This window comes from Streptomyces sp. NPDC005808, assembly GCF_042871385.1.
Lineage (GTDB): Bacteria > Actinomycetota > Actinomycetes > Streptomycetales > Streptomycetaceae > Streptomyces.
In genome coordinates this window covers 121072-141020 of sequence record NZ_JBIAIK010000020.1, presented here as the reverse complement: position 1 = coordinate 141020, position 19949 = coordinate 121072, and the positions used below count along the sequence as shown (strand labels likewise).

General features: G+C 71.2%; 13 protein-coding genes. 5 read left to right on the top strand and 8 right to left on the bottom strand.

Translation table 11 applies throughout. The features are described 5' to 3' along the window. Nucleotides 1–80 precede the first annotated feature (80 nt). Together ACFYPC_RS33140 and ACFYPC_RS33135 are read left to right on the top strand one after the other, a co-directional pair. Nucleotides 81–1322 carry a sulfate adenylyltransferase subunit 1 gene (locus tag ACFYPC_RS33140; protein WP_391890389.1) on the top strand — a complete coding sequence of 414 codons (1242 nt, stop codon included), beginning with the start codon at nt 81–83 and terminating at the stop codon, nt 1320–1322. A 384-nt stretch (nt 1323–1706) separates the two neighbouring features. Then, nucleotides 1707–2162, top strand: a complete 456-nt coding sequence (locus ACFYPC_RS33135; protein ID WP_391890386.1) for an ATP-binding protein — start codon at nt 1707–1709, stop codon at nt 2160–2162. 25 nt (nt 2163–2187) lie between these two features. Here ACFYPC_RS33135 and argF read toward each other — a convergent pair whose 3' ends face one another. The 7 genes from argF to ACFYPC_RS33100 form a co-directional block, all read right to left on the bottom strand. Further along, a complete protein-coding gene (argF, locus tag ACFYPC_RS33130; RefSeq protein ID WP_391890383.1) occupies nt 2188–3195 on the bottom strand; it encodes an ornithine carbamoyltransferase in 1008 nt (335 codons plus the stop codon). Between the two features lie 86 nt (nt 3196–3281). Then, nucleotides 3282–4505 (bottom strand): arginine deiminase, encoded by a 1224-nt coding sequence (locus tag ACFYPC_RS33125; protein WP_385735524.1) that lies wholly within the window; start codon nt 4503–4505, stop codon nt 3282–3284. A 169-nt stretch (nt 4506–4674) separates the two neighbouring features. Continuing rightward, complete coding sequence (locus tag ACFYPC_RS33120; RefSeq protein WP_391890379.1) at nt 4675–7212, bottom strand: polynucleotide kinase-phosphatase; 2538 nt, start codon at nt 7210–7212, stop codon at nt 4675–4677. Further along, complete coding sequence (locus ACFYPC_RS33115) at nt 7209–8711, bottom strand: 3' terminal RNA ribose 2'-O-methyltransferase Hen1 (protein WP_391890376.1); 1503 nt, start codon at nt 8709–8711, stop codon at nt 7209–7211. Before ACFYPC_RS33115 ends, ACFYPC_RS33120 begins: the two co-directional genes overlap by 4 nt. A 124-nt stretch (nt 8712–8835) precedes the next feature. Continuing rightward, nucleotides 8836–9918: a FecCD family ABC transporter permease gene (locus ACFYPC_RS33110; RefSeq protein WP_391890373.1), complete on the bottom strand. Its 1083-nt coding sequence runs from the start codon at nt 9916–9918 to the stop codon at nt 8836–8838. After that, nucleotides 9915–10931, bottom strand: coding sequence for a FecCD family ABC transporter permease (locus ACFYPC_RS33105; RefSeq protein WP_391890407.1), 1017 nt, complete (start codon nt 10929–10931; stop codon nt 9915–9917). The genes ACFYPC_RS33110 and ACFYPC_RS33105 overlap by 4 nt, the downstream gene beginning before the upstream one ends. 32 nt (nt 10932–10963) lie before the next feature. Beyond that, complete coding sequence (locus ACFYPC_RS33100) at nt 10964–14875, bottom strand: ABC transporter ATP-binding protein (protein ID WP_391890370.1); 3912 nt, start codon at nt 14873–14875, stop codon at nt 10964–10966. Nucleotides 14876–14989: 114 nt separating this feature from the next. On the opposite strand from ACFYPC_RS33100, the gene ACFYPC_RS33095 reads away from it, so the two are divergent. From ACFYPC_RS33095 to ACFYPC_RS33085, 3 genes are all read left to right on the top strand, one after another. Continuing rightward, entirely contained in the window at nt 14990–16138 is a 1149-nt protein-coding gene (locus ACFYPC_RS33095; protein WP_391890367.1) for a nucleotide disphospho-sugar-binding domain-containing protein, read from the top strand. Continuing rightward, the gene (locus ACFYPC_RS33090) at nt 16135–17547 is read left to right on the top strand and encodes an alpha/beta hydrolase-fold protein (protein ID WP_391890364.1); all 1413 of its coding nucleotides are present in this window, start codon (nt 16135–16137) and stop codon (nt 17545–17547) included. The genes ACFYPC_RS33095 and ACFYPC_RS33090 overlap by 4 nt, the downstream gene beginning before the upstream one ends. A 130-nt stretch (nt 17548–17677) precedes the next feature. Further along, nucleotides 17678–18661 (top strand): ABC transporter substrate-binding protein, encoded by a 984-nt coding sequence (locus ACFYPC_RS33085; protein ID WP_391890361.1) that lies wholly within the window; start codon nt 17678–17680, stop codon nt 18659–18661. Between the two features lie 172 nt (nt 18662–18833). Here ACFYPC_RS33085 and ACFYPC_RS33080 read toward each other — a convergent pair whose 3' ends face one another. Then, a complete protein-coding gene (locus ACFYPC_RS33080; protein WP_391890358.1) occupies nt 18834–19757 on the bottom strand; it encodes an LLM class F420-dependent oxidoreductase in 924 nt (307 codons plus the stop codon). Nucleotides 19758–19949: the final 192 nt, after the last annotated feature.

The following is a 19949-nucleotide window of genomic DNA, read 5'->3' as shown; positions in this document are numbered from 1 at the left end:
GAACGGGGCGCCACCCGCGCCGACGACAAAATGTCCGAAGCCGCGATGGAAGACCGCAAGCGCGAGGGGTACTTCTAGACATGACCAGCACCACCACCGCCATGGTCGGCGCACCCACCACCATCGACACGCTGCGGTTCGCGACGGCCGGCTCCGTCGACGACGGCAAGTCCACCCTCGTCGGACGTCTGCTGCACGACTCCAAGTCGGTCCTCACCGACCAACTGGAAGCCGTGGAACGCGCCTCCGCCAGCCGCGGCCAGGACACCCCCGACCTCGCCCTCCTCACCGACGGACTACGCGCCGAACGTGAACAGGGCATCACCATCGATGTCGCCTACCGCTACTTCGCCACCGCACGCCGCCGCTTCATCCTCGCCGACACCCCCGGCCACGTGCAGTACACCCGCAACATGGTCACCGGCGCCTCCACCGCCGACCTCGCCGTCGTCCTCGTCGACGCCCGCCACGGCGTCATCGAGCAGACCCGCCGGCACGCCGCCGTCGCCGCCCTCCTGCGCGTCCCCCACGTCGTCCTCGCCGTCAACAAAATGGACCTCGTCGGCTACGAGGCGAAGGACTTCGACCGCATCGTCGAGGACTTCGCGGGCCACGCCGCCGAGTTGGGGCTGCCCGGCTTCACGCCGATCCCGGTCTCCGCGTTGTGCGGTGACAACGTGGTGGAGCGTTCGGCGCACATGGGGTGGTACGAGGGGCCGGCGCTGCTGGAGTTCCTGGAGACCGTGCCGGTCGGTTCCGACGCCGGGTCCGCGCCGGCTCGCTTTCCTGTGCAGTACGTGATCCGGCACGACGAAGTCCGCCACTACGCCGGCCAGTTGGTGTCCGGCACGCTGCGGGTCGGCGACCGCGTGACGGTGCATCCGTCAGGGGAGAGCTCCGAGATCATCGGCATCGACGTACTCGGCAGGGACTCGGACCTCGCGTACGCGCCCCAGTCGCTGACCCTGCGCCTGGCCGACCAGCGCGACGTCTCGCGCGGCGACATGATCACTGCGGGAGCGGACGCGCCCACCCTCACACAGGACGTCCGAGGCGCCGTCTGCCATCTGTCCGACCGGGCGCTGCGCGTCGGGGACCGGGTTCTCGTCAGGCACACGACACGGACCGTGAAGGCCGTCGTCAAAGATCTGGGCGACGCGGCCGAGCTCACGGCGAACGACCTCGGCACGATCACCCTGCGCACGGCCGAGCCGCTCGCGCTCGACGACTATGCCGAGGTCCGCCGCACCGGCGCATTCCTCCTGATCGACCCGGCGGACGGCTCGACCCTGACAGCGGGAATGGTCAAGCTTCCCGCGTAGGGCCCGCAGGACCTCGAAGGAGCTTGTAGAGCATCGTCCGAAGCCCCCGCCCCCGAGCACCCGGCCCGCGCCGAGGCGCTCGGGGCTTTCGTGCGTTCGGCACTGTCGAGGGCGAGCGCGCGGCGCTACCTTGTCAACCTATGCCTCTCCTGTCGCTTCCGTCACGAGCGCGCGATAGAAGCACGGCAGAACCGTCACTGAGTCACGGATCCTCGATGGCCCCGTAACGGCGGGAGCACCACGTGGGACGCGGGCCGTTCGCCTGGGTACACAGCCTCGTACACAGCCTCATGCCGGGCCGAAAGTCCCGGGACAGGCCCGCCGGGAGCCTCTGTCCGGACGAGTCGTACCATTTCTAAAGTTGAAAGCAGGACGACCTGCTCAATGAACGGACCCCTTTTGCCCGACACCCCCGCCTCCGCCTCATGGCGCATCGCACTGCCGCACACCGCCGCGGCAGTGCCGGTCGCGCGTGCGCTGGTCCGCACGGCGCTGGCCGACCTGGAGCACGCGGCTGACAGCGACACCGCCGAACTGCTCACCGCGGAACTGGTCGCCAATGCCGTGAAGCACACCGCGGGGGATGGTCCCATAGAGCTGGTCGTCGAACTGTTGCCGACCGGCTGCCAGGTCGAGGTGCACGATCCGGATCCCGCGCCGCCCGGCGATCTCACGGTCCCCGACCCGGCCCGCGCGCCCGACCCCTGGCAGGAGCACGGGCGCGGTCTCCTCCTGATCCGCACCCTCAGCTCGTCCTGCGGCCACCGCCCGGCCGGCTCCGGCAAGGCGGTCTGGTTCAGGCTGCCCGTCGTACCGCCGCAGCGACGACGACCGGTGTAACCCCCGGCAGCAGGCCGCCGTCCGGTCAGGCGAGCGTCGCGACCAGGATGGCCTTGATCGTGTGCAGCCGGTTCTCGGCCTCGTCGAAGACGACCGAGTGTGCCGACTCGAACACCTCGTCGGTGACCTCCAGCGAGTCCAGGCCATGGCTCTCGTGGATCTCCCGCCCGACTTTCGTGCCCAGGTCGTGGTAGGCCGGGAGGCAGTGCAGGAACTTCACGTCCGGGTTGCCGGTGGCGCGCAGGACGTCCATCGTCACGGCGTACGGGGAGAGTGCGCCGATCCGCTCGTCCCACACGTCCTTCGGCTCGCCCATGGAGACCCAGACATCGGTGGCGACGAAGTCGGCGCCCTGGACTCCCTCGGTGACGTCCTCGGTGAGCGTGACGCGGCCGCCGGCGCTCTCGGCGAGCTTGCGGGCCCTGGCGACGATCTCGTCGGCGGGCCAGTACGCCTGCGGAGCGACGATGCGGACGTCCATGCCGAGCAGCGCGCCGGTGATCAGATACGAGTTGCCCATGTTGAAACGGGCGTCGCCGAGATAGACGAAGGCGATCTCGCCGAGCGGCTTGTCGCTGTGCTCCGTCATCGTGAGCACGTCGGCGAGCATCTGGGTGGGGTGCCAGTCGTCGGTCAGGCCGTTGTAGACGGGCACACCGGCGTACGCGGCCAGCTCCTCGACGGCGGCCTGGCTGTCACCCCGGAACTCGATCGCGTCGAACATCCGCCCGAGCACCCGCGCGGTGTCCTTCACCGACTCCTTGTGGCCTATCTGCGAACCGGACGGGTCGAGATACGTCGTCGAGGCGCCCTGGTCCGCCGCCGCGACCTCGAACGCGCAGCGCGTACGCGTCGAGGTCTTCTCGAAGATCAGCGCGATGTTCCTGCCCCGCAGGCGCTGGGTCTCGGTCCCGGCCTTCTTGGCCGCCTTGAGCTCGGCGGCCAGCTCGATCAGCCCGCGGAACTCCTCTGCCGTGAAGTCCAGCTCCTTGAGGAAGTGGCGGCCTGCGAGGGCGTTCGGAACTGTCGCCATGAGAGCGCTCCAGGATCAGGGGCAGGGAGAGGAGGACTCTGGAATTCTATACGATGATTGGCATTTCTATACAGCCAGCACGATGTCTATACGGCCCCTCGTTCGACCGGACAGCTCATACACCGCGGCCCGCCCCTCCCCCGCCCCAGCTCGCTCCCCGGAATCTCGATCACCTCGATGCCCTGCTTGCGCAGATGCGTGTTGGTGGTCGCGTTCCGTTCGTAGGCGACCACGACCCCCGGTTCGACGGCGAGGACGTTGCAGCCGTCGTCCCACTGCTCACGCTCGGCGGCGTGCACGTCCTGGGTGGCGGTGAGGACCCGGATCTCACTGAGGCCCAGTGCCGCGGCGATCGCCCGGTGCATGTGCTCCGGGGGATGGTCGGTGACCTTCAGCTCCTTGTCCCCCACGCCCGGTTCGATGGTGTACGAGCGGAGCATGCCGAGGCCCGCGTACTGCGTGAAGATGTCGCCGTCGACCATGGTCATCACGGTGTCGAGGTGCATGAAGGCCCGCCGCTTGGGCATGTCGAGCGCCACGATGGTGCTCGCGGACCCGGCCTCGAACAGCTTGTGCGCGAGCATCTCGACGGCCTGGGGCGTCGTCCGCTCACTCATGCCGATGAGGACCGCGCCGTTGCCGATGACGAGCACGTCACCGCCCTCGATGGTGGACGGGTAGTCCGCCTGCCCCTCCGACCACAGGTTGAAGGTCTCGTCGCGGAAGAGCGGATGGTGCCGGTAGATCGCCTCGAAGTGCACGGTCTCGCGCTGCCGCGCCGGCCAGCGCATGGCGTTGATGGAGACCCCGTCGTAGATCCAGGCGGAGGTGTCCCGGGTGAAGAGGTGGTTGGGCAGCGGGCCGAGCAGGAAATCGTCGAGGTCCATGACATGGAAGCGCACGGAGGTCGGCTCCATGTGCGCGTCCAGGTACTCCCGCTTCGTCATGCCGCCGACCAGCGCGGCCGCCAGTTCCGGGGCCGGCAGGGTCTCGAAGGAGGCCCGTAGGTGGTCGGTGGCGAGTGGCCCGTACTCCTTCTCGTCGAAGACCCGGTCCAGGACGAGCGATCTGGCCGCCGGGATCTCCAGGGCCTCGGTCAGCAGGTCACCGAAGAGATGGACGGTGACCCCGCGATCGCGCAGCACGTCCGCGAACCCGTCGTGCTCGGCGCGCGCCCGGCGCACCCACAGCACGTCATCGAAGAGCAGGGCGTCCTTGTTGCTGGGGGTGAGCCTTTTGAGCTCGAGGTCCGGCCGGTGCAGGATGACGCGGCGCAGCGGCCCGGCCTCGGAGTCGACATGGAATCCCATGCCTCCATCCTGACCATCCGGACGCGTGTTCACCCACTGATCGCGCCGACCCGCCCCGTTTCATTTCGTCGCCTTGACGATAATCGACCGTCGCCTTGCCGACAGCTGACCGGCACAGCCCCGAACGCCGGCTGGGCTGGAGATCTCCGGCCCAGCCGGCGTCTGCCTCTCACAGCCTCGGGTCCACCGGCTCCGATTCCAGGGCCAGTACCGCGAAGACCGCCTCGTGGACGCGCCAGAGCGGTTCGCCCTCCGCCAGGCGGTCCAGGGCTTCGAGGCCCAGGGCGTACTCGCGGACGGCGAGGGAGCGCTTGTGGTTGAGGAAGCGGCCGCGCAGCCGGGCGAGGTTCTCCGGGCGGGTGTACTCGGGGCCGTAGATGATCCGCAGGTACTCCCGCCCCCGGCACTTGACGCCGGGCTGCACCAGTCGCCCGTTCTCGCCGCGGACCAGCGCGGCGACCGGCTTGACGACCATGCCCTCGCCCCCGCGTCCGGTCATCTCCAGCCACCAGTCGACGCCCGCCCGCACGGACTCGGGATCCCCCGTGTCCACGAACAGCCGCCGGGTCGTCCGGAGCAGTCCGCTGCTGTCGTGCTCGACAAGGCGGTCGAGCAGAGCGAGCTGCTCGTCGTGCGGGAGGCCGGCCAGGCTGCGCCCCTGGACCGCGAGGATCTGGAAGGGGGCGAGGTGCACGCCCTCCAGTCCGTCCGTGGTCCAGCAGTACCGCCGGTAGGCGTCGGTGAACGCCGCCGCGTCGGCCGCCCTCTCCCGCTGCTTGTCCAGCAGTTCCCGTACGTCGACGCCTCGGGCAGCGGCTCCTTCCAGCGCGGCCAGCGCGCCGGGGAACACGGCCCCGGACGCGGCGCCCACAGCGGCGTACTGCGTGCGCAGCAGTCCGGACGCCTTCAGCGACCACGGCATCAACTCGGCGTCCAGCAGCACCCAGTCGGTCTCCAGCGACGCCCAGAGTCCCGCTGCGTCCACGGCAGCCCGCAGTCGCCCGAGGATCTCCTCCGTCACCTCGGTGGAGTCGAAGAAGGGACGCCCGGTGCGCGTGTACAGCGCGCCCGTGGGGCCTTCCGCGCCGAACCGCTCCCGCGCGGCCTCCGCGTTCCGGCACACCAGCGCCACCGCCCGCGAACCCATGTGCTTCTCCTCGCACACGACCCGCTCGACCCCGTCCGCCTCGTACTGCGCGAAGGCCTCGGCCGGGTGCTCCAGGTAGCCCTCGACGTGCGAGGTCGCGGTCGGTGCCATGGTCGGCGGCAGATACGGCAACAGCCGCGGGTCCACGGCGAAGCGGCTCATGACCTCCAGGGCCGCGGCCGCGTTCTCCTCACGGACCGACACCCGGCCCGCGTGGCGCGTCTCGACGACCCGCCGGCCGTGCACGTCCGCGAGGTCGAGCGGCCGCCCCTCGTGTCCGCCGGGCGCCTCGGAGGCGAGCGGCTTGGCGGGCTCGTACCAGACCTGTTCCGCCGGTACGTCGACGAGCTCGCGCTCGGGCCAGCGCAGCGCGGTGAGCTTGCCGCCGAAGACCGCGCCGGTGTCGAGGCAGATCGTGTTGTTGAGCCACGTGGCGGTGGGGACGGGGGTGTGGCCGTACACCACGGCCGCCCGGCCCCGGTAGTCCTCCGCCCACGGGTACCGCACGGGCAGCCCGAACTCGTCCGTCTCGCCGGTGGTGTCCCCGTACAGGGCGTGCGAGCGGACCCGGCCCGACGTACGGCCGTGGTACTTCTCGGGCAGGCCGGCGTGGCAGACGACCAGGCGTCCGCCGTCCAGGACGTAGTGGCTGACGAGCCCGTCGACGAACTCCCGTACGCCCGCGATGAATTCGTCGCTCTCGCCCGCCAACTGCTCGACGGTCTCGGCCAGTCCGTGGGTGTGCTGCACCTGACGGCCCTTGAGGTGGCGGCCGAGCTTGTTCTCGTGGTTGCCGGGCACGCACAGGGCGTTGCCGGATCCGACCATGGACATCACACGCCGTAGTACGCCGGGGGTGTCCGGGCCGCGGTCGACGAGGTCGCCGACGAAGACGGCCGTACGGCCCTGCGCGTGCACCCCGTCGACATAGCCGAGCTTGCCGAGCAGGGTCTCCAGCTCCGAGGCGCAGCCGTGGATGTCGCCGATGATGTCGAAGGGGCCGGTGAGGTGGGTGAGGTCGTTGTACCGCTTCTCCGTGCGGATCTCGGCGCTCTCGGCCTCCTCCACACCCCGCAGGATGTGCACCTTCCGGAACCCTTCGCGCTCCAAGTGCCGCAGGGACCGGCGGAGTTCGCGGGTGTGGCGCTGGATGACGCGGCGCGGCATGTCGGCGCGGTCGACGCGGGCGGCGTTGCGCTCGGCGCAGACCTCCTCGGGCACGTCGAGCACGATGGCGATGGGCAGCACGTCGTGCTGCCTGGCGAGTTCGATGAGCTGCTTGCGGCCCTCCTGCTGCACGTTCGTCGCGTCGACGACCGTGCGCCTGCCCGCCGCGAGCCGCTTGCCCGCGATGTAGTGCAGCACGTCGAAGGCGTCGCCGCTGGCGCTCTGGTCGTTCTCGTCGTCGGCGACCAGGCCCCGGCAGAAGTCGCTGGAGATGACCTCGGTCGGCTTGAAGTGCCTGCGGGCGAAGGTGGACTTGCCCGAGCCGGACGCGCCGACCAGGACCACGAGGGAGAGGTCGGTGACGGGCAGGGTGCGCCCCTTGGTGTCGGTCATGCTGCCTTCTCCTCCTTCGTGGTGAGCGTGCCTGCGCTGATCGTGAACGTGGCCAGCTGGGTCGGCGGTCCGACTTCCGGGTCGTCGGGACCGACGGGTGTGAACTCCACGCTGTATCCGTGCCGTTGGGCTACGTGTCCCGCCCACGTCCGGAACTCCGCCCGGGTCCACTCGAAGCGGTGGTCGCCGTGCCGGGAGTGGCCGGCCGCGAGGGTCTCCCAGCGGACGTTGTACTCGACGTTCGGCGTGGTCACGAGCACGGTCTTGGGGCGTGCGGAGCCGAACACCGCGTACTCCAGGGCGGGCAGCCGGGGCAGGTCGAGGTGCTCGATGACCTCGCTGAGCACGGCGGCGTCGTAACCCTTGAGCCTCTTGTCGGTGTACGCGAGCGAGCCCTGGACGAGCTTGACGCGCGCGGCCTGCCGCTCTCCCATGCGGTCCAGCTTGAGCCGCCGAGAGGCGACGGTGAGCGCGCGCATCGACACGTCGACGCCGACGATCTCGTCGAACCGTGTGTCCTTGAGCAGCGCCTGCACCAACTGGCCCTGCCCGCAGCCGAGATCGAGCACCCGTGCCGCGCCGGACGCGTGCAGTGCGGCGAGGATCGCGTCCCGCCGCTGGACGGCGAGCGACACGGTCTTCTCCTCCTTCTCCTCGGAGTTCTCGGCGTCGTCCGCTTCCGTCTCCGCGCCCACCGCGTTGTCGATCTCCTCGACCGCGCTGTCGTCGGCCTCGGCGAGCCGTACGAGCTCCAGCCGCTCCATCGCCTCACGCGTCAGCGACCAGCGGCGCGACAGATACCGGCTGGTGATCAGCTTCTGCTCCGGGTGGTCGGGCAGCCAGCCCTCACCCGCCCGCAGCAGCTTGTCGACCTCGTCGGAGGAGACCCAGTAGTGCTTGGCATCGTCGAGCACCGGGAGGAGGACGTAGAGGTGCCGCAGGGCCTCGGACAAGGTCAGCCGCGCCGACTCCAGTACGAGGCTCACGTACCGCGAGTCGCCCCACTCGGGGAACTCCGCGTCCAGCGCCACGGCTTCGACCGTCACCGTCCATCCCAGCGGCTCGAACAGCTCTCGTACGAGATCCGCGCCGCCGCGTGCGGGCAGTGCGGGCACCTCGACACGGAGCGGGAGGGGCCGCGCGGGCAGCTCGGGCCTGGCGTTGCACTGGCCCTTCATGGCGCTGGAGAACACCGCGCTCAGCGCCACGGCGAGCAGCGAAGAGGCCGCGTACGGACGGTCGTTGACGTACTGCGCGAGCGCGGCGTCGGGTGCGCCGCCGCGGCCCTTGCCCTTGCCTCGCCGGACCAGCGCGACGGCGTCGACCTCAAGGAGCAGCGCGGCCGTGCACCGCTCGACGGACGCCTCGGGATACAGGACGTGGGCCGTGCCGTAGGACGTCGAGAACGCCTGCGCGTTGTCGGGATGCTTGTGCAGCAGGAAGCCGAGGTCGGTCGCGGGGCGCTCGGGGGTGCCGGTTGCGGTGATCGTCAGGAACACGGTGGGTTGCCTCGAAACCTCTGCTGAGCTGCGGATACTTGGCCTAGGGACCGGCGCGGCGCGCATGCTCAACGTACATCGAACTCACCGGCAGGGCCCAGGAATTTCCGCGCCGCCCGGCGTCTCAGAGGCGGTGGTCGCGGCGTTCCCGCAGGAGCAGCCAGGCGAGGTAGATGCCGCCGGCCACGCCCGTCACCACACCGACAGGCAGCAGGGCGGAGCCGGTGATCCGCTGGGTGGCCAGGTCCGCGGCGGAGACCAGGAGCGCGCCCATCCACGCCGCGGGCAGGACGTTCGGTCCGGCTGCCCTGGTCACCCGGCGGGCGAGCTGGGGCGCGGCCATCGCGACGAACGGGATGGGGCCGGAGGCGGCGACCGCCATCGCAGTCAGCCCCGTGCCCGCGCACAGCAGCAGCAGGCGGCTGCGCTCGGGCGGCACACCGAGCGCGGCGGCCGTGTCGTCGCCCATCTCCAGCATCGTCAGCCGCCGCCCGTACACCAGGACGACGGGGGCGAGGAGCACCAGGCTCAGGGCGCCGATCCGGACCTCGTTCCAGTCGCGGGCGTTGAGCGAACCGATCATCCAGCTCGCGGCCTGCGCCGCCTTGCCGATCTCGGCGCGTACGTAGAGGAAGCTGGTCGCCGAGCCGAGCACCGCGGACGCGCCGATGCCGACGAGGACGAGCCGGTACCCGTGCACACCCCGCTTCCAGGCCAGCACATACACCGCGGCGGCCGTGGCGAAGCCGCCGGCCACCGCGCCGAGTGCGGTCTGGGGTGCTCCCGCGTCGAAGATCATGATCGCGACGAGCGCACCCGCGGAGGCGCCGTTTCCGAAGCCGATGATGTCCGGGCTGCCGAGCGGGTTGCGGGTCAGCGACTGGAACACCGCGCCCGCCATGCCCATCCCGAAGCCCACCAGGAGTGCCACCAGGGCGCGCGGCAGCCGCAGATCGAGCACGATGAACTCGGCTCCGGGAGGGCCGTTCCCGGCGAAAGTGCGCACGACCTCCACGGGCGAGAGCTGGTAGGTGCCGGTGCCGATGGAGAGCACCGTCACGCACGCGGCCAGCACCGCGATGACGAGGCAGACCAGCAGTGCGCGCGTGTCGTACCGCAGCGACCAGCGGCCGGTACGCAGCAGACCGTGCCGCAGATCGGTACGGACCGTCCCCGACGGGCGCCGCTCGTCCTCGATCAGGGTCACAGCTGGGCCACCTTCCGTTGCCGCACCAGATGGATGAAGAGAATCCCGCCGAGGAACGACGTGACGATGTCGACCTCGATCTCGGACGGCGGGACCACGACCCGCCCGATCACGTCCGAGACGAGCAGCAGCACCGGCGCGAGCACCGCGCAGTACGGCAGCAGCCGGCGCGGGTCGGGACCGGCGAACGCGCGTGCCGCGTGCGGGATCATCAGCCCGATGAAGCCGATCGGCCCGCACACCGCGGTCGCGCCGCCGCACAGCAGCGTGATGGAGAGGACCGACAGCACTCGCGTGCGTCTCACCTGGGTGCCCAGTGCCTTGGCGTGGTCCTCGCCCAGGGCGAGCGCGCCGAGCGGCCGGGCAAGGGCGAAGGCGAGCAGGGCGCCGGCCACGAGCAACGGCAGCACGGTGAGCAGGAGTTGGGGGTCGCGTTTGGCGAGCGTGCCCACCGACCAGTGCCGCATGGCGTCCAGGGCGCTCAGGTTCCAGAGCTGAAGCCCGTTGACGTAACCGAAGAGGGCCGCGTTGATGGCTGTTCCGGCGAGGGCGAGGCGGACCGGGGTGGCGAGCCGGCCGCCGCCGAGCGCGTTCACGGTGGTCGCGGCGACGGCCGCCCCGGCGAGCGCGAACCACAGGTATCCGGTGAACGAGGTGATGCCGAGCACGCTGATCGCGGTGATGACGGCGGCCGACGCGCCGGCGTTGACGCCGAGCAGCCCGGGGTCCGCGAGGGGATTGCGGGTCAGGGTCTGCATGACGCCGCCCGCGATGCCGAGCGCCGCGCCGACGGCGATCCCGATGAGGGTGCGCGGCAGCCTGAGGTCCCGGATGATCGCGTCGTTCTCGGTGCCCGAGGGTGCGAACAGTCCTGACCACACCTCGCCGAGCGGTATCTGTTTGGTGCCCACGGCGAGGGACAGCGCGATCGCCGCGACCAGCAGCACCAGACCGAGCAGCAGGCCCGCGGCACGCACCGAGGGCTGGGTGCGGCGCCCTTCCTTGCCGTCCACTGCCTCGGTCGGCGCGGACGTCGTCGCGGCGCTCACTGCCGTACCCCTGTGGTGTTGGCGGTCGGCTCCCGGTACTGGCCGGGATTGTCGGCGACGTCGGCGGTCCCGTGCCGCCACAGCCGGGCGTACGCGCCGTCGGCGTCCAACAGCTCGGTGTGCGTGCCCTGTTCGGCGATGCGGCCGTGGTCGAGGACGACGATGCGGTCGGCGCGGGCCGCGGTCGACATGCGGTGGGCGACGACCACCGTGGTACGCCGGTGGGCCGCCCGTTCGCCGGCGAGGGCGACGGTCTGCTCGGTGGCCGGGTCGAGTGAGGCGGTGGCCTCGTCGAGCAACAGCACTGCGGGGTCGACGAGTTCGGCGCGGGCGAGCGCGATGAGCTGGCGCTGGCCCGCGGACAGTGACCTGCCGCCCTCGCCGACGGGCTGCCGGAAGCCGTAGGGCTGTGCGGCGATCGCTTCGAGGGCACCGACAGCACGGGCCGCCGCCTCCACGTCGGCGTCGGTCGCTGCGGGCCGGCCGTAGCGGATGTTGCCCGCGATGTCGCCGCTGAACAGGTGGGCTTCCTGCGGGACATAGCCGATGAGACGGCGGTAGCCGGACACGGGCCAGCGGCGCAGGTCGGTGCCGTCGACCAGGACGCTGCCCTCGTCGGGGTCGTAGAAGCGGGCGAGCAGCTTGACGACGGTGGACTTGCCCGCGCCGGTGGTGCCGACCAGGGCGACCGTCTCACCGGCGGCGATACGCAGGTCGACCTCGCGCAGGGACGGCCGCTCGGCGCCCGCGTAGGTGTGCCCCGCGCCCCGCAGTTCGACGTCGCCCCTCAGCCGCTCGGGAAGCGGGGCCTCGTCCGCGGATGTGGGCACGGACGGTGTGATCCGCAGGAGTTCCATGATCCGGCGCAGGCCGACGGAGGCCTGCTGGTAGCTGTCGAAGGTGAGGGACAGCTGCTGGATGGGCGAGAAGAACATGCCCAGGTAGAGCATGAACGCGACCAGCACGCCGGACGACAGGTCGCCGGAGGCCACCCGGTGCGCGCCCACCAACAGGACCAGGGCGCGGGAGAGTTCGGCGGTGAGGTTGATGCTGGGGAAGTAGACGGAGGCGTAGCGCTGGGCGCGCAGGCGCGAGGCCTGGTAGGCGTCCGAGAGCTTGTCGAAGTCACGTGCGGCGCCCTGCTCGCGGCCCTGCGCCTGCGAGGTGCGCAGTCCGCTGACGTTCTCCTGGAGCGAGGAGTTCACCTCGCCGATGCGGCGGCGCGCCTCGTCGTAGGCGGCCGACGACAACCGCCAGAAGACATAGGTGGCGACGAGGATCAGCGGCAGCAGTGCGAGTGCCGCCAGGGCCAGCGGCGGGTGGACGGCGATCATGGCGCACACGGCGCCGGTGATGGTGGCCAGCGAGGCGATGGACGTGAGCAGCCCGTTCTGGAGGAAGGCGGACAGGGCGTCGATGTCGTTGACGACCCGGGTCATGATGTGGCCGCCGCGCTCACGCTCGTAGAAGTCCATTCCGAGGCGCTGGAGATGGGCGAAGGTGCGTACGCGCAGCCCGTACAGGACACTTTCCCCGGCGCGGCGCGTGATGCGGGCCTGCATGTTCAGAGCGGCCCAGCTGATGGCGACCGCGGCGGCGGCCAGCAGGACACACACCGCGAGCACGGCGCCCTCGTCGGCGGACACACCGTTGTCGAGGCCGTGCCGCACGAGCAGCGGCAGCGCGATGCCGGCCGCGGTGTCCACGGCGAGCAGCGCGAGACCCAGCAGCAGCGGTCCGCGTACGGGGCGCAGCAGTCGGCGCAGGGTGGGGCGCGGACCCGGCGAGCGGAGTGCCTGCTCGTCGAGGCCGGGGTCGCTGTCCGGGGTTTCGCCGCTCCCGGTGCGGTCGGCGGGGGGCGTGGGCCACAGCTCGGGGGTGACGCCGTCCTGCGCGGTGGCCGGCGCGGGTGCGGCGCGGTCGTCGAGGCTGCCGCTGGGGCCTGCGAGCAGTTCGCGGAACAGGGCGCAGCGTTCGGTGAGTTCGGCCTCGGTGCCGAGGTCGACGAGGCGGCCGCCGTCGAGGACGGCGATGCGGTCGGCGAGGGCGAGCGTGGAGCGGCGGTGGGCGATCAGGACGGTCGTACGTCCGTTCGCGGCGCTGCGGAGCGCGTCCTGGATGACGGCCTCGGTCGTCGGGTCGACGGCGGACGTCGCGTCGTCGAGGACGAGGATGCGCGGGTCGGTGATCAGGGCGCGTGCGAGGGCGACTCGCTGCCGCTGGCCGCCCGACAGTGCCATGCCCCGTTCGCCGACCTCGGTCGCGTAGCCGTCGGGCAGGTCGCTGATGAAGCCGTGTGCGTCGGCGGCCCGCGCCGCCGCCTCCACCTCGGCGTCGGTCGCACCGGGGCGGCCGTGCGCGATGTTGTCGCGCACGGAGCAGGAGAAGAGAAAGGGATCCTCGAAGACACTGCCGACGGCGGCGCGGAGGGAGGCGAGGCGCACCATGCGGATGTCGGTGGTCTCGTCGGCCCTGCCGTGTGCCGGTCGGGGCGGGCGCGCTGCCTGCCGGGGTACGCCATCTGCGGCGACCGGCACACCGGTTACCTCGCGGGGTACACCATCTGCGGCGACCGGCACGCCAGTTACATCGCGGGATACGCCATCCGCAGCGACCCGCAAGCCGGTTACCGCGCGGGATACGCCATCTCCCGCGCCGTGCACACCCGTTGTCTCCCCCCGTACATCGACCGCCGCGCCAGGTGCGCCGACGCGGACGCTGCCGGACTGTGGGTCGTAGAAGCGGTTGAGGAGCAGGGACACGGTGGACTTGCCGGAGCCGGGCGGGCCGACGACGGCGAGCGTCTCGCCGGGGCGCACGGTCAGGGACAGACCGGCGAGGACCGGATCGCTGGGCGCGTAGCCGAAGGTGACGTCGCGCAGTTCGATCCGCAGCGGGCCGTCGGGGAGATCCGCGGCGTGCGGGTGGTCCGTGATGTCCGGTGTGGCGTCGATGAGTTCGTGGACGCGCTCGGAGGCGGCCCGGGCCTGCTGGGCGGTGACGGTGAAGTTGGCCAGGAGCCGGGCCGGCCCGGCCAGCAGCGTCAGATAGCCGGCGAAGGCGAGGAACGTACCGACGTCGATGCTGCCGCGCAACGCGAGCCAGCCGCCCACGGCGAGTACCCCGACCTGTCCTGCCGCGGGCAGCGCGGACATGCCTGCGGTGGCCGCGGCCTGGAGGCGGGCGACCACCACCCGGCGTGTGAAGAGGGTGCGGGAGGCGCGCGCCATGCGTTCCGTCTCCGCGTCCTCCTGGCCGAAGGCCTTGACGACGCGTACGCCGGTGACGGTCTCCTCGACGTGTTCGGCGATCGTGGCGGCCTGTGCCTGTGCGTTGCGGGTGGCGGGCACCAGACGCGTGCGGCTGCGGGCCGCGGTGAACGCGAGCGCCGGCAACACGGCGAGGGCGACGAGCGTGAGCGGCGCGGACAGCCACAGCATCGCTGCGAGGGAGACCGTGAAGAGCGCGGTCACGCCGATCGGGATGGGAAGCATGCCGAGCATGATCTGGATCTGCTGGAGATCGCTGTTCGCGCGTGAGACGACCTGTCCGGTGCGCAGTTCGTCCTGTTTGACGCCGTCGTAGCGCTGGACCGATGCGAACACGGCGGTACGCAGTTGGTGCTGCACGGCGAGTGCGAGCTTGCCGGCGAAGAAGCGGCGGGTGAACTCGGCGCCGAACTGGACGACGGCCAGTGCACACAGGACGGCGACCAGGACGCCGACCCGGTGGGTGTGCCCGGCCACGGCGTCGTTCACGGCGATCCCCGCGATCAGGGGGCCGAACGCTTCGAGGCCGGTGCCGAACACGGAGCCGAGGACGAGGGCGGTCAAGAGGCGGGGGTGGCTGCGGCAGGCCGTGGCGAGCCGCCGTATTCCACCCGGTTGGGGACGCGATCCGGTGGACATGGACTTAGCTTAGGCTAACCTTACCTCTACTGTTGACGAATTCACCGACAGCCATTCTGCCCGTGCACCCATGTCCAACTCCCCCCGGTGCGCGACTCGTCGAGAAGAGGAGACATGCGCGTCCTGTTGGCAGGCCCGCCCTTCTTCGGGCTGCTGTATCCCATGGTGACGCTCGCCCACGCGCTGCGGGCAGCTGGTCATGACGTCCTCGTGGCCACCTGCGGCGCTGCCGTCGGGCACACCGAACGCGCCGGCCTCAACGCAGTCGACTGCGCGCCCGGCATCGACCCCGACGCGCTCTACGCCCGCATGGAGAAGGACAAGGGAAACCGGAAACCGCCCGCACCCGGTGAGCGCGGGGAGCCGCCGAAGGGCAAGGGATTCTCGTTCTTCAGCGACGAGATGGCCGACACGATGGTCAAGGTCGCCGAGGAGTGGCAGCCCGACCTCGTCGTCCACACTCCGCTCGGCGTGGCCGGACAGCTGGTGGCCGCCCGTCTCGGCGTCCCCTCGGTCCTCCATGCCGTGGGTTTCGGCCACACCGGGGCACACGTCCGCATGATCAACAACACCCTTGCGCCCGCCTACGAACGGCACGGGCTCGAAGGCCCCGCGCCCGTCGCCGCCTGGCTCGACATCGCGCCGCCCAGCATGAGCACCAACGCCGAGCCCCGCCGCTGGTTCATGCGGTACGTCCCCTACAACGGTGGCGGCAGGCTGCCCGACTGGCTCTCGGTAACCCGTGAGCGTCCTCGCGTCACTGTCACCCTCGGCACCGTGCAGCCCGTCGTCGGCGGGGTGTCACCGGTGAAGTGGGTGGTGGACGCCGCGAAAGAGACCGACGCGGAGTTCGTCCTCGCGCTCGGCGGCGGGGATCTCAGCGCCCTGGGCATCCTGCCCGACAACGTGCGGCCGGTGGGCTGGATCCCGCTGGGTCTTCTGCTTGCCCGCAGCGACGCCGTCGTCCACCACGGAGGTTCCGGTACCACCCTGACCGCACTCGATGCAGGGCTGCCGCAGATCGTCCTCGGCGAGGGCGCCGACCGGCCTGCCAACGCGGCCGCCGTACGGGCCCGTGGCTGCGGCCTCGTACCCGACGGACCCGGCGACCTCACGGCCGGGCTGCTCGACCGCCTCCTGACCGACGACGGTCTTCGCGCCGCCGCCAGGGAGACAGCCGGCGAGATGGCCGCCATGCCGAGCCCCGCGGAGACCGTGCCGCGGCTTCTCGAACTCGCCCGCACCCATGGAGAGTTGCGGTGAGCGCGCCGCTCGCGCGAGTGGCCGGCCCCGACGCCGCACCGCCCGACCCCCGGACCGGCGCGCGTCCGGTCCGCATCACCGGACCGCGAGTCGCACGCCTGGTGAGGGACCTGGCGGCCACCGACGACGACCGACGCGCGGTCCTGACGGAGCAGTTCTGGGCCGACGTGGAGCGCCTCGGCACCCCACTCGTCGAGGAACTGGCGGACGAACCCGGCCACCGGGCCGTCACCTTCGTGTGGCGCGGTGACGGTGCGACCCGGCAGGTGCTGTTGCTCGGCAACCGCATCATCGACCGCGAGAACCTCGCGGGCTCCCTGCTGGAGCACATCCCCGGCACCGACGTCTGGTACCTGGGGCTGCGGCTGCGCGCCGACCACGCCGGCTCCTACCGCATGGCCGCCGACATCTCGGCCGAGGAACCGCCCAAGGACCCGGACGAACTCCAGCAGCGGCTGCGGTCCCTGTCCGGGCACGCCGCACCCGACCCGCTGAACCGGCACGCCATGCCGACCCGCTGGCACCCGGCCGACAGCTCCGTCTTCGCGCTGCCGGACTCCCCCGCGCAGCCCTGGGCGGGGCGGCACGGCACCGTACCGGCCGGGCGTGTCGAACGGCACCGGGTAACGGCCACCGCGCTCGGCGGCGATCGCGACGTATGGGTCTACCTACCGCCGGACCGCGAACAGAGCGCCCCAGAAAACCCAGACGGCCCAGACGGCCCAGGCGGCCCAGGCGGCCCAGGCAGGGCTGTCGGTTCCGGCGGTGCGGACCCACTGCCCGTCCTCGTGCTCTGCGACGGCGACATGTGGTTCGGCCGGCTCGGGCTCGGGCAGACGCTCGACGCGTTGATCGCCGACGGTGCGCTGCCGCCGCTCGCCGTGCTGTCACCCGACGCCGTGGACCGGCACACCCGCTGGAACGAACTGGGCGGACGCGAGGAGTTCGTGTCCTTCCTCACGGACGAACTGCTGCCCTGGGCGGCGGGCCGTTGGCCACTGACCGCGGACCCGGGACGAACCGTCGTCGCGGGCCAGAGCCTGGGCGCCCTGACCGCGCTGTACGCCGCTCACCTGCGGCCCGACCGGTTCGGCAAGGTGCTCGCCCAGTCGGCCTCCCTGTGGTGGCGGCCCGGCCTGCCACCGGGCGTGCCCAAGACGGCGGTCGCCGGCATCCCCTGGGTCATCGACCTCTATACCGAAGCAGGCCCCCGGCCCCTCACCATCCACCTGGACGTCGGACTGCACGAGGGGCTCATGGTCGACCACAGCCGCGTCGTGTACGACGCCCTGACCTCGGCGGGCTACCGGATGACCTTCAACGAGTACAACGGCGGCCACGACTACGCCTGCTGGCACAGCGCGTTGGCCGACGGCCTGGTGCGGCTGCTGGGCCGAGGACCCGGCTGACCCGGCCCGGCTTCGCGCGCCTCCCCAAGACAGACCCGCGCCTCCCCAAGACCGACCCGCGCCTCCCCAAGACCCACCCCCGCACACCACCCATTCATGAACTCCCTTTGCCACCAAGGAGCTTAAGCAGATGTCCTCCACCCGAGCCTCCCGCAGAGCGATCCTGACCTCGGCTGCCGCCGTCATGACGGGGGCGTTGCTCCTGACGGCCTGTGGCAGTGCCGACGACAGCAGCAGCGCCGCCGCGGACTCGAGCGCGTCGGCCACGCGCACGATCACCGATGCACAGGGCCGCAAGGTCAAGGTGCCCGCAGAGCCGCGGAAGGTCGTCGCGCTCAGTGAGCCCACGCTGGACGCCGCGCTCGCCCTGGGTATCGAGCCTGTCGGCGCCACGGCGGGCCGGGGGCAGACGGGGGTGTCCACCTATCTCGCCGACAAGGCCTCGAAGGCCGAGGTCGTCGCCACCGTCGCCGAGGCGGACATGGAGAAGCTGGCCACGCTCCAGCCCGACCTCATCCTGCTCGACGAGACGACCGGCGCGAAGAGGGAGCTCGCCAAGCTCCAGGCCATCGCGCCGACCGTGGTCACCGCCAAGCTCAACGAGGACTGGAAGGTGGCTTTCACGGCCACGGCCGACGCGCTGAACAAGAAGGAGCAGGGCGAGAAGATACTGAGCGACTTCGACTCCGACGTCGCCGCCACGAAGGAGAAGCTCGGCGCCAACGCCGGCGCGACCGTCAGCGTCATCCGCTGGCAGGACAACGCCCCTTCGGTCGTCGGCAAGGGGAAGGGCCACGTGGGCTCCACCCTCTCCACGCTGGGCCTCGACCGCCCCGCGGACCAGCAGGGCGAGAGCAGCGGACACAGCGAGCCGGTCAGCCTGGAGAAGCTCACCACCATCGACGGGGACTGGCTCTTCTTCGGCACCCTCGGCGACAAGGCGGACGGGGAGAAGGCCTACGCCGAGGCCCGGAAGGTGCCCAACTTCAGCAAGCTGGAAGCCGAGAAGCAGGGCCACGTGGTGGTCATCCAGGGTTCGGCGTGGAACAGCGCGGGCGGCCCGCTGGCGGCCCGGATCGTCCTCGACGACGTGACCACGGCACTGACCGGCTGAACATCGGCCGGCAACTCACCGACCGGCTCGCCCAGACGACCGGGACGGACCCGCCCAATCGGTGAGCCGGGGGCGGCGCACTCATGGAGCGCGCCGCCCACACCCTCGCCAGGCACCCGGTTCTGGGTCCAATGCCGTTGCGTCATGGGTTTTGCGGGCCGCGGGCCCAGAACTACGTCAGCTGCGACTGAACCCGCGCCGAGATCAGTTCGAGGTGGTCGAGATCGTCGAGATCGAGGATCTGGAAGTAGATGCGCCGGGACCCGATCGCCGCGTACCGGCCGATCTTCTCGACGACCTCGTCCGGGGTGCCGGCCAGACCGTTCGCCTTCAGCTCGTCGACCTCCCGGCCGATCGCGGCGGCGCGGCGGGCGACCTCCGCGTCGTCCTTGCCGACACAGGCCACGAGCGCGTTTGAGTACGTGATGTCCCCACCGTTGCGCCCGGCCTGCTCCGCCACGGCGCGCACCCGGCCGAACTGCCGCTCGCTGTCCTCGATCGACGCGAACGGCATGTTGAACTCGTCGGCGTACTGGGCGGCGAGCCGCGGGGTGCGGACCGCGCCGTGGCCGCCGATGAGGACGGGCACCTTCGCCTGGGCGGGCTTGGGCAGAGCCGGCGAGTCGGTGAGGTCGTAGTAGGTGCCGTGGTGACTGAAGGTCTTGCCGGGCTCGGTCGCCCAGAGCCCGGTGACGATCGCGAGCTGCTCCTCCAGGCGTGCGAACTTCTCCTTCGGGAACGGGATGCCGTAAGCCTTGTGCTCCTCCTCGAACCAGCCTGCGCCCAGGCCCAGTTCCACCCGTCCGCCGGACATCTGGTCGACCTGCGCGACCTGGATCGCGAGGACGCCGGGCAGCCGGAAGGTGCCGGCGGTCATCAGTGTGCCGAGCCTGATGCGCTGGGTCTCCCGGGCTAGCCCGGCGAGGGTGATCCAGGCGTCGGTCGGGCCCGGGAGGCCGTCTGCCGAGCCCATGGGGAGATAGTGGTCGGAGCGGAAGAAGGCGTCGAAGCCGAGGTCTTCAGTGGCCTTGGCGACCGCGAGAAGGGTGTCGTAGGTCGCGCCCTGCTGGGGCTCGGTGAAGATTCGAAGATCCATGCCTCCATCCTGCACGGTCGCGTACCGGTCAACCCATCGGCCCCACGCGGCTACTCCTGTCCCCGGTCGGGTGAAATCCGTCGACCCGGCGTGTGGCGCGTCTCCGCGCCAGTGACCCGGCCCGGTGATGATCGTTGGCTCGGGCGGAGCCGGACCGCCCGGCACCGTCGCCGGCGGTCGCCGGGGCGTCAC